The sequence below is a fragment of the Streptomyces sp. NBC_00209 genome (assembly GCF_045206345.1).
Lineage (GTDB): Bacteria > Actinomycetota > Actinomycetes > Streptomycetales > Streptomycetaceae > Streptomyces.
On the sequence record NZ_CP108121.1, the window covers coordinates 5829038 to 5839104 of the forward strand.

Genomic DNA, 10067 nt, shown 5'->3' on the forward strand with positions numbered 1-10067 from the left:
ACGCTCGTTCACGAGGGCATGCTCGGTGAGGACGGAAGGGCATGGATGGCAGACGTGAAGACCGAAGCCGAGAAGATCGGCGAGGCGATCAAGCACGCCCGCCAGCGCACCGGCCGCTCGCAGACGGACGTTGCCACCGCTCTGGGCTACCACCAGTCCAAGCTCAGCCGCCTGGAGAACGGACGGGGTACAGAAGACACCCGGGTCTTACGTGCAGTCGCAGCCGAACTCGGCATCTCTTTAAGCCTCCTCGGCCTGAGCACTACCGGCCCGTCCACAGAACCGACCGACGATCCCGAGATAGAAGACATGCGCCGCCGCACCTTCCTCGCCGGGAGCATCGCCTCCTTCACGGCCCACACCGCACCTGCCACGGCCGCCCACGCCGACCTCGTCCGCGCCCTCCTCCCCGGCCCCCAGATCACGTCCGCTCAGGCAGGAGCCTCGGACACAACCTCTCTGGAGTCCCGCGTCGCCGCCGCCCGGCGCCTGTTCTCCATGTGCGACTACGCACAGCTGGAAGCCGTCCTGCCCGCCCTGCTCACCGACCTGCGGGAGGCTGCGGCCGACCACCGCAACGGGACCGAAGCATCCGGACTCCTGGCCACCGCGTACCAGACCTCGACCAGCCTTCTGCTCAAGCAGGGCGACCACGGCAACGCCTGGCTCGCGGTGGGCCGCGCCCTCTCCGAAGCCGAGCGCTCCGGCGACCCCGTCGTCCTGGCCTCCAGCGTCCGCGTGCACGCCCACGTCCTGACGCGAGAGAAACACACCGCCCAGGCCGTCACTCTCGTCCGGCACACGGCAGGCCAGCTCGCCGGCGCGTACGACCAGCGGCCCCCTCGCTACCTGGCCGCTGTGGGGCTACTCCTCCTCCGGGGCGTCACAGCCGCCAGCACAGCCGGAGACCGCGCAGCTACACGCGAATTCCTCGACGAAGCCCGGAACGTCGCCCGCTACGTCGCGCTCGACCAACCCGACGCCTGGGCGAACTTCAGCCCCACTAATCTCTCCCTTCACGCCGTGAGCGCCGCGGTCGCCTTCGGCGACGCGGGCATCGCCCTGAACACCGCCGCGCCCCTCATGCGGCGCCACATCCCCGTCCCTGAACGCCGAGCGGCCCTGTGGGTCGAAGCGGCCCGTGCGTACAGCCAGCAGGGCCGCCTCGCGGAGGGCTATCAGGCTCTGCGTATCGCCGAATCCTGCGCCACCCAGGACGTACGCCGCCCCGCGGTCCGCGACCTGGTAGTCGACATGGCCGCCCGCGACAGGCGACGTACGCTGCCCGAACTCCACCGACTGAGCCGACGACTGGGAGCCCCAGCGTGACGAGACAATCCTTCCTGTACGTCGTCGTCTGCGCAGCCGGCATCGCGGGCGACGCCCACAAGCTGATCACCGCCGCACAGAACAAGGGCTGGGGCGTCGGGGTCGTAGCCACACCCCAAGGGCTCGGCTTCCTCGACTCGGAAGCGATCGAGGCCCAGACCGGCTATCCGATCCGCTCGGCCTGGCGCAGTCCCGGAGACCCGCGTCCGCTCCCGCCCGCCGACGCCATCGCCGTCGCGCCCGCCACCTTCAACACGATCAACAAATGGACGGCCGGCATCGCCGACACCCTGGCCCTCGGCATCCTGTGCGAGGCATACGGGCTCGGCATCCCGACCGCCGTCCTCCCGTACGTGAACACGGCCATGGCCGCCCACCCGGCCTACGGACGGAGCCTGGAGCAGCTCCGCGGGATGGGCGTGCGGATCGGGTCGTACGAGCCGCACCGGCCGAAGGCGGGAGGTGGAGCGGACCGCTTTCGATGGGAGGAGGCGCTGGAGCTGTTGGAGGCAAGAGCGGGTGACGAAAATCGAACTCGCGCTCTGAGCTGATGCGCAGGTCGATGGCTTTCCGTCTCTGGGAATGGGGCAAGAGCGCCGGCAGTGCGACGCGTGCTCCCGGCGGGCCGACTGGTCAGAGGGCGATGATGCGGATCTGGTTTCCGCAGAGTTCGGTCATGTCGTCACTGTCGGAGGTCAGGAGGGCGACCGGTTTCGGTTGGCGCAGTGCTACCTCGGCGACCGTGGCGTCGATGGCGTACTTGTGGCCGTGCAGTCCTGCGGCTTTGAGGAGTCCCGCTGCCGCTTTCGCCGCCTGCTCGGTGACGGGCTCCACCTTGACACGGGACAGGGCCCAGTTCAGGCGAGGCATGTTGGTACGGGCGTGGGTTACTTCCACGATGGTGTTCGCCCCGATCACCAGGTCGGCGCCCATGTCGTGGAAGACCTGCAGCATCGCGAGGAGCTTGCGGTCCTGCGCGACCCAGGCGGACAGCCCTTCCGAGTCCAGGACGACGGTCTCGATGCGCTCGCTCACGCGGCGTCCGCACCCTTGGAGACGCCGGGGGAGCCGAAGATCCTCGCGCGGGCCTCGGCGAGTTCCTCGTCGCTGAAGCCTCCGTGCTCTTCCTCGTGCCGACGGAGGTCGTCGCCCAGAAGCTGGTGACGGATCTGGCGGGCCACGGCTTCCGCCACGTAGCCGGAGACGTTGTCCGTGAGCTTGCGAAGCTCCGCAACCTGGTCGCTGGGAAGCGTGACGGTAATGCGAGTCGTTGAGGACATGTGGCCAGCATACTGAAGTATGCACGAGTGTGGGTCGGTACGCTCCCTCGTTGTCAGAGCCTCCTCCTAAGGTCAACGCAGCTCAGGACGTGGGGAACGTCAGCTTCTGCGGGGCGCAGCCGATGCGTTCCGCCTCTGCCGCCGCATAGGCCGGGAGCAGGTCGTGGGTGAAGGAGAAGCGGGTGCCCGGGCCTGCCGGACGCAGCTGCTCCAGTACGAACATCACCTGGCCCGTCTGGCAGACCGCCCGGTACACCGCCCGGTTCCCGCCCACCTTTCCGTAACCCCCGGTCCCCTTGACGGGTGCGCCCGAGTGCAGCGCGTCCGAGGCGTAGATCTCGGCCAGTACCGGGTCGGTGACCGTGGTCAGCCGCACGGTCTTCTCGTCGAAGTCGTACCCCGCCTCGCAGATCCGGGCCGGGCCGCCCTCGCCGCTGACGCGCGTCTCCCGCAGGTCCTTCCGGTACGCCGCCGGCAGGGTGAGGCCCTTGATTCCGCAGAACCCGGACGTCCGGGCGGTGTCCCAGTCGACCGGCGCGTCCAGATCGCGCGGTTCCTGGTACGTACCGGAGCAGCCGAAGTCCTCGATGACGCCGTTGACCGCGTCGATCAGGGCCCCGGTCAGGGCCGCGCGGTCCCGCAGGGTGTACTCGGAGGACACCTCGAAGTCCGCCCGGCCCATGCCGATGTCCACCACCGTGGGCCCGGTGAAGTCGTCGCGCCCGGTGCACGCCTGCGGCAGCGCGATCCAGGCGCGCGAGGACGAGGTCATACCGGGCAGCCCCTCGCCGAGCGGCACCATGCCCGAGGACAGGAACTCGCTCGGCCAGTCCTGGGAGTCGGTGCCCCGCAACCCGTCCAGCCGGCGCACGTTCACCGTCACCTGGCGGCGGGCCCGGTCGCCCTCGTAGCTCGTGATGCGGCACTGCCCGTACGAACCGCCGTCGCCCATGGGGTCGTTGTTCAGCGACTGCTCCTCGACCTCGGTCCGGCGGTCCCCGAACAGGGACTCCATGGAACCGGATCCCAGCGAGTCCCAGCAGGGGGAGGGCCCCAGCAGCGGAAGCGTGTCCGTGCGCCAGGCGACCGTGCCCGCGCCCAGCAGGACCCCGGCCAGCGCGGCGGCGGTTGCGGCGCGCACGGTACGGCTGCGCAGCAGACGGCGGACCAGCGGGGGCCGGGGGGCGTCGGGGGCCTCCGGGGCGTCGGGGGCGGCGGAGGCCGGTTCGGCCGGGGCTTCCGTGTCCGTCACGGGGTTCTCCTCGCTCACGCGTCCTCACCGCTTCCGCATCCGATGCGCTTCCCCACGGACTCCACGAACCGCTCGAACACCCGCTGGTCGGACGGGCGCCCCCGGTCCTGGAGACCGGTCTCCACATGCCCGTAGAACACGGTCTTCCGCCCGTCGCAACTGCGGCGTACGAGCCCCTGTTCCGCGCCCTCCGGCATGCCCTCGAACAGGTCCGCCAGACGGCTCCCGTTCGCCATCACGTACTGCGCGGACGGCTCGTCGGGCATCCGCAGGGTCTTCCACACCACCGAGCAGGTCTGCAGCCGGCCGGTGACCGCGCCCACCTGCTGCTTGTAGCGGGAGCCGTCGCCGTAGTCGAAGGTCATCCCCGGTATCCGGCACAGCGGGGAGGAGGCGGACTCCTCGTCCTCGGCCACCGTCACCATCGGGGAGCTGCTGCGCAGAGGGTGTGCGGGTGCACATCCGGCCTTGTCCATGGCGGTGCCGGCGGCGTCCAGCAGCATCCGCAGGACGTCCGCGCGGGTGCCGATCGTGAACGGCATGGCGACCTTGCCGAGATGGCCGTCGCCCGTGCTCTCGCTGCGGATCGTCACCACGGTCGGCCCGCCGTCCCGGTCGCAGGCCGACGGCAGCACCAGCATGCCCCGGTCCCCGGCGACCATCCCGTCGAGCCCGTCCGGCAGCGGCGAGGCCGAGCCGTGGAAGTTCCGGGCCAGCCAGTCCCGGTGCTCCTTGACCTCGGCGGGTACGGGCCCGAACTCCAGGGTCACCGAATCCTTGAAGGTCAGCGGCTCGTCGGAGTCGTCGTCCTCGACCTCGGAGGTGACGGCCACCGTGCAGGTGCCGTGCGGGCCGCCCGCCGAGGACGCGGCGGACGCGGCGGACTCGGTGGCGCGGCGCTCGGAGCCGGACTTCCCCAGCGCCTCGTCGCCGAGGAAGGACGGGCCGCTGTTCTGCTTCCACGCGCCCCAGCAGTAACTGTCCCGGAACGGCCCGCTGTCCGTCGCCCACAGGGTGGTGCCCGTCGCCAGCACCGCCCCGGCCGCCACCCCGGCGATGACGGAGGCTCGTCGCCTGCCGATGCCCATCACATTCCCCCTTGTGAAGTAGTAAAGATCGCGCAAAGTGCCGATGCTACGACGTCGCTGCTTGCGGCGGGGAAGGGGGTCGCGGGCCCAACTCGGTACAGAACGGGCCCGGCTGCCGATTCCGTACGGCACCGGGCCCGCCCGGAACCTCAGCCGAGCGCCGAGAACACGAAGGAGAACTCCTCCGGTGCCGCGTCCAGCCGGTACGCGGGCAGCACGCCCGGCCCGCACGACCCCGAACCGATGCCCTGCACCGCGTGGTCCAGGCCCACCTGGACCCGGTCCCCGGCCACCAGATCCGTCAGGTGCTCCGCCGCGTCCAGCTCCTCGCCCGTCCAGCGCCGCGCCGTGAACGAGAACGGCGCCCCGCCCTCCGCGCGCAGCCCGCCGCCGCCCGCCCCGGCCAGCTCCACCCAGCGCACCCCGGCCCGGGCCCCGTTCTCCTGCGGGCGGACGTACGGGGTCTGGAGCTCGTCCACGCCCGTGGCCCACCGGCCGAGCATCGCGGCCGCGCGGGTGTCCGGATACGCCTCGCCCGGGCCGCCGCCGAACCACCGCACCGCGTCGTACGCGGAGGGCAGCGCGAACCGCACACCGAGCCGGGGCAGCGGCACCCGCCAGTCGCCCTCCGGCGCCACCGACACCGCCAGCCCGAGCCGGTCCCCGGCGGCCGTCCACCGGTACACGGTCCGCAGCCCCAGGTCCCCGCCGGCCGGCGCCACCCGGGTGCGTACGGTCAGCGCCTCCGCGCCCGCCTCCACGGCGTCCAGGCGGTGGCGCATCCGGTGCAGCCCCTGCTCCCGCCACAGCACCCCGTACCGCTCGTCCGGCTGCCAGGCGGCCCCGTTGTCGTTGTCGGTGGGCGCCCGCCACACGTCGAGGCGCAGCCCCTCCACCGGGATGTCCCCGACGCGCAGGAGCGCCCCGGTCGCCGCGTCGAAGGTGCCGGGGCCGAGCGAGACCGTCGAGCCGGAGACGCGCGGGCGCGCCCCGGAGGCCGGGGGAGGGGCGGCCGGGGTGCCCGTCTCGGCCTGGCCCCAGGCGACCAGGTGGCCGCGTCCGGCCCAGCACGTCGCCTCGGCGAGGACCGCCCGCAGCGTCCGGAGCCCGTCACCCGAGGGGGCGTCGGGTGCCACGTCGGCCGAGGCGCCCGGGGCGAGCGGGGGCACGGCGAGGGTGCCGGAGGCGACGAGGACGCCGTCCACCTCGTGCGACCAGCGGAACTCCAGGTGGTCCAGGCCGGTGAAGTCGTAGCCGTTGGTGACGGTGAACGTGCCGGGCGCGGTGCCCGGGGCGATGCGCACCGGCTCGATGACCTTCTTGTACTCGGCCAGGCCCGGGGACGGGGTGCGGTCCGGGAAGAGCAGCCCGTCGCACACGAAGTTCCCGTCGTGCGGCTCCTCGCCGAAGTCACCCCCGTACGCGAAGCCCAGCTCCGGGTGGGCGAGGCCGTGGTCGATCCACTCCCAGACGAAGCCGCCCTGGCAGCGCTCGTACCGCTCGAAAAGCCGCTGGTACTCGCTCAGTCCGCCCGGTCCGTTGCCCATGGCGTGCCCGTACTCGCACAGCACGAACGGCATCGCGCGCCGCCGGGCGTCCAGCTCCGGGTCCTTCAGCGGCTCCTCGGCGCGCCGCCCGATGAGCTCCACCTCGGCGTGCGAGGCGTACATCCGGGAGTACAGATCGACGTCCGCGCACGACGGGTCGCCCTCGTAGTGCAGCGGGCGGTCCGGGTCGCGCTCCCGCATCCACCGGGCCATCGCGCCCAGACCGGCGCCCGTGCCGCACTCGTTGCCCAGGGACCAGACGATCACCGAGGGGTGGTTCTTGTCCCGCTCGACCATCCGGGCCGCCCGGTCGAGCAGCGCGGGTGTCCAGCGCGGATCGTCCACCGGGTTGTTCCGCCAGTCCACCTCCGCGAAGCCGTGGGTCTCCAGGTCGCATTCATCGATCACCCAGAGGCCCAGCTCGTCGCAGAGGTCGAGGAAGGCGGGGTGCGGCGGATAGTGGCTGGTGCGTACGGCGTTGATGTTGTGCCGCTTCATCAGGACCAGATCGCGCCGCATGGTCTCCGCGTCGACCGCCCGGCCCGTCTCCGGGTGGAACTCGTGCCGGTTCACGCCCCGGAACAGCAGCCGCCGGCCGTTGACCCTGAGGACGCCGTCCTCCACGGCGACCGTACGGAAGCCGATGCGCAGCGGGACGCGCTCGCCGGGCGTCACCAGCTCCCCGTCGTACAGCCGGGGCGTCTCGGCGGTCCACGGCTCGACCGGCAGCGTCACGGCCTCGCCCGTCGCGAGTTCCAGCCCGAGCCCCGGCACCAGGACCCGCCCCTCCGCACCCTCGCACTCCACGCGCAGGGTCCCCGAGCCGGTGCGGTGGTCGTAACCGGCGTGTACGAAGAAGTCGCCGGGCGACCCCGCAGGGCGGTGCAGCAGCGTCACGTCCCGGAAGATCCCGGGCAGCCACCACTGGTCCTGGTCCTCCAGATAGCTGCCGGACGACCAGGCGTGCACCCGTACGGCAAGGACGTTGGCACCCGGCCGCAGCAGCTCGCCCACGGCGAACTCGTGCGGCAGTCGCGAGCCCTTGAAGTCGCCCAGCTCCACCCCGTTCAGCCACACCCGGGCTGCCGACTCCACCCCGTCGAACCGCAGCACGCTCCCGCCGCCGTCCGGCCAGTCGCCGGGCAGCTCGAAGACCCGCAGATGGTCGCCGGTCGGATTCTCCGACGGCACCCTCGGCGGATCGACCGGGAAGGGATAGACGACATTGGTGTACGCGGGTGCCCCGCCCGCCCCCTGAAGCACCCAGTGCCCCGGTACGGCGACCGCCGCCCAGCCCGAGGCGTCGAATTCCGGCCGTACGAAAGAGGTGTCCTCGCCGTCCGCGCGCGGCGAGAGGCGGAACGCCCAGCGGCCGTTCAGCGACACCCGCCGGGCGTCGGACTCCGCGTACCAGGAACGCGGCGGCAGACAGCCCGTGCCGGGGGACGGATTCTCGTACCAGGTCAGCAAGTCGGTGTCGGTGCGGCTCATGCGTCTCCTCGGTCGGCGGGATCCTCCGCGATCACGCTAATGAGCGAAGAACCGGTTCACCATGGGGTGTTCGGCGAGATGATCGGGTTCATCCTTCCGAACCCTGACGGTCGCGCCCGCCGTTGTGTCACCATGACGCCCCGGAGCCGAGCGCCTGTGGTCAGTGATCATGCGCGGAGGTGAGCGACGGGCTACGAGGGGAGCCGGGGTGTGGCGAGGGGAACCGGTGCGGTGTGTCCCGTGTGCGCGGCACCGGACACGGGCGGCCAGGAGTGCGCCGGCTGCTCCTGGCGCATGTGGGACGACCCGGTCCTGGGCGCCCTGACCGACGAGGACACCGAGACCGCCCGGACCGCCCTGCACACCGCCCAGCACGCCTGGGACCTGCGGGCCGCGACGCTCGCGCAGGGCGTACGGCGGCTCGCGCCGCTGCTCAGGGCCCGACCGGCGGACGTGGGAGAAGAGCCCGCACCGCCGTCGTTACCCCGGGAATCCTTACCGCCGCACGACTCCGCGCGCTGGCAGCAGATCCTCACCGACCTGGTCGCCGGCCGCATCCCCGACGTGGTGTTCGCCGAATTCACGCCCGACCGCCTGCACGTCATCCGGGCCGCCGCCGACCGCAGCGGCATCCCCCGCCAGACCGACGCCGGGAGCACCGACTGGGCCGCGCTGCTGCCCCAGCTGGACGGCGACGCCGCACCGCGCCGCTTCCGGCTCGCCGGCGGCATCGGCGCCCAGGAGCCCCTGGACCGCGCGGAGTTCGACGCGGCCGTCACCCGGTGGCTGCGCACCCACCCCGCGCTCTCCCGGGCCCGCACGCTCGTGATCCTCGGCCGCCGCAGCGGCTGGGTCCTCCTCGACCGGGCCGCCGCCCTGCTGCGGGCCGTGCACCGGCCGAGCGCCGAGATCGGCCCCGGGCCCGGCGAAGCCGCCTCCGGCAACGACGGCACCGACACCGCCGACGCGGTGCGCGCGGCGCTGCGGACGGCACCGCTGGCCGTCGACCACTCCCTGCTCCTCGCCCGCGTGGACCGCCGCACCGGCGAGGTGCACGCCCACACCCAGGTCCTCTTCCCGGCCGGCTCACGGCTGCGGCGCGGCGAGACCGCCACCGCCGAGATCACCGTCTACGGCGGACTCGCCGCCCGCGCCCCGGTGCTGCTGCCCGTCCTCGCCGGCACCCCGGGGGCCGACGGCAGCGGCGCGGTGGCCCTCTCGGCGCGGCGGACCGACCTCGCCGCCTTCGCGCCGGCGCGCCTCGCCTTCGTCCTGCACGGCCCGGGCGAGGTCACCCCGCACGAGGGCGCCCACGCCGAGGGCCGGGGCGAACTGCCCGACATCCCCGCGCTGGTGGGCAGCCTGCCCCGGCGTGTCATCCACCCGCCCGCCCTCGACGTGTTCCTCACCGTCGACATGAGCGGCGCCGACGCGGGCGAGACCGGCGAACGGCTCGGCTTCGCCCGGGACGTCATCGCCACCCTGGCCCGCCGGCACGGACCCGGCCTGCGCGTCGGCGTCGTCGGCCACTACGACCACGCGGTCCACGAGAACCGCTACGGCCCCCGCCCCGTGCTCCTGCTGCGCGTCCCGACCGGGCCCGCCCGGGCCGCCCTCGCCGCGCTGACCGGCTGGCGGCCCGCACGGCGCGAACAGGACACCGCCTCCTCGCTGGAGGACGCCCTCAAGGAAGTGGGCCGGCTCGTCCGGGCCCGGCCCCGCACCGCGCGCGCCCCCGACACCCAGCGCGTCCTGCTCGTCGTCGGCCGCCGCCCGCCCGGACTGCCCGAGCAGCACGAGGTGGTGCCCGCCTGCCCCCTCGGCGCCGACTGGCGCGCCGAACTCGACGCCCTGCGCGCCCGGGACGTCCGGGTCCTCGCCCGCGCGGACCCGGACACCGGCCCGAAGGGCCCCGTACACCGCTACACCGCGTCCGCGTGGGACGCGCTCGGGGCCGGCGGCGCCTTCCGCCCCGGCTCCGACACGGCGGACGACGTGGCCGACACCCTCGCCCCGCCCTGGCGGTGGGACGGCCCGCCCTGCCCGCTGGCCCTCGCGACCCCGCTGCTGTGACCGACCG

The 10067-nt window shown here is 73.1% G+C and carries 8 protein-coding genes; 3 read left to right on the forward strand and 5 right to left on the reverse strand.

Annotation, left to right across the window (positions count from 1 at the left end; genetic code table 11):
• Positions 1-45 precede the first annotated feature (45 nt).
• Both OG867_RS26540 and OG867_RS26545 read left to right on the forward strand, forming a co-directional pair.
• A complete protein-coding gene (locus OG867_RS26540) occupies positions 46-1329 on the forward strand; it encodes a helix-turn-helix domain-containing protein (protein ID WP_406289053.1) in 1284 nt (427 codons plus the stop codon).
• A complete protein-coding gene (locus tag OG867_RS26545) occupies positions 1326-1880 on the forward strand; it encodes a flavoprotein (protein ID WP_406289056.1) in 555 nt (184 codons plus the stop codon). The genes OG867_RS26540 and OG867_RS26545 overlap by 4 nt, the downstream gene beginning before the upstream one ends.
• A gap of 82 nt (positions 1881-1962) precedes the next feature.
• Here OG867_RS26545 and OG867_RS26550 read toward each other — a convergent pair whose 3' ends face one another.
• The 5 genes from OG867_RS26550 to OG867_RS26570 form a co-directional block, all read right to left on the reverse strand.
• Entirely contained in the window at positions 1963-2364 is a 402-nt protein-coding gene (locus OG867_RS26550; protein ID WP_406289058.1) for a DNA-binding protein, read from the reverse strand.
• Positions 2361-2609: a hypothetical protein gene (locus tag OG867_RS26555; RefSeq protein ID WP_406289061.1), complete on the reverse strand. Its 249-nt coding sequence runs from the start codon at positions 2607-2609 to the stop codon at positions 2361-2363. Before OG867_RS26555 ends, OG867_RS26550 begins: the two co-directional genes overlap by 4 nt.
• Before the next feature lie 82 nt (positions 2610-2691).
• Positions 2692-3861: a hypothetical protein gene (locus OG867_RS26560; RefSeq protein WP_406289064.1), complete on the reverse strand. Its 1170-nt coding sequence runs from the start codon at positions 3859-3861 to the stop codon at positions 2692-2694.
• 14 nt (positions 3862-3875) lie between these two features.
• Positions 3876-4949: a hypothetical protein gene (locus tag OG867_RS26565; RefSeq protein ID WP_406289066.1), complete on the reverse strand. Its 1074-nt coding sequence runs from the start codon at positions 4947-4949 to the stop codon at positions 3876-3878.
• A 149-nt stretch (positions 4950-5098) separates the two neighbouring features.
• Positions 5099-7987 carry a glycoside hydrolase family 2 TIM barrel-domain containing protein gene (locus OG867_RS26570; protein WP_406289069.1) on the reverse strand — a complete coding sequence of 963 codons (2889 nt, stop codon included), beginning with the start codon at positions 7985-7987 and terminating at the stop codon, positions 5099-5101.
• 240 nt (positions 7988-8227) lie between these two features.
• On the opposite strand from OG867_RS26570, the gene OG867_RS26575 reads away from it, so the two are divergent.
• Positions 8228-10060: a hypothetical protein gene (locus OG867_RS26575; protein ID WP_328899414.1), complete on the forward strand. Its 1833-nt coding sequence runs from the start codon at positions 8228-8230 to the stop codon at positions 10058-10060.
• Positions 10061-10067 lie beyond the last annotated feature (7 nt).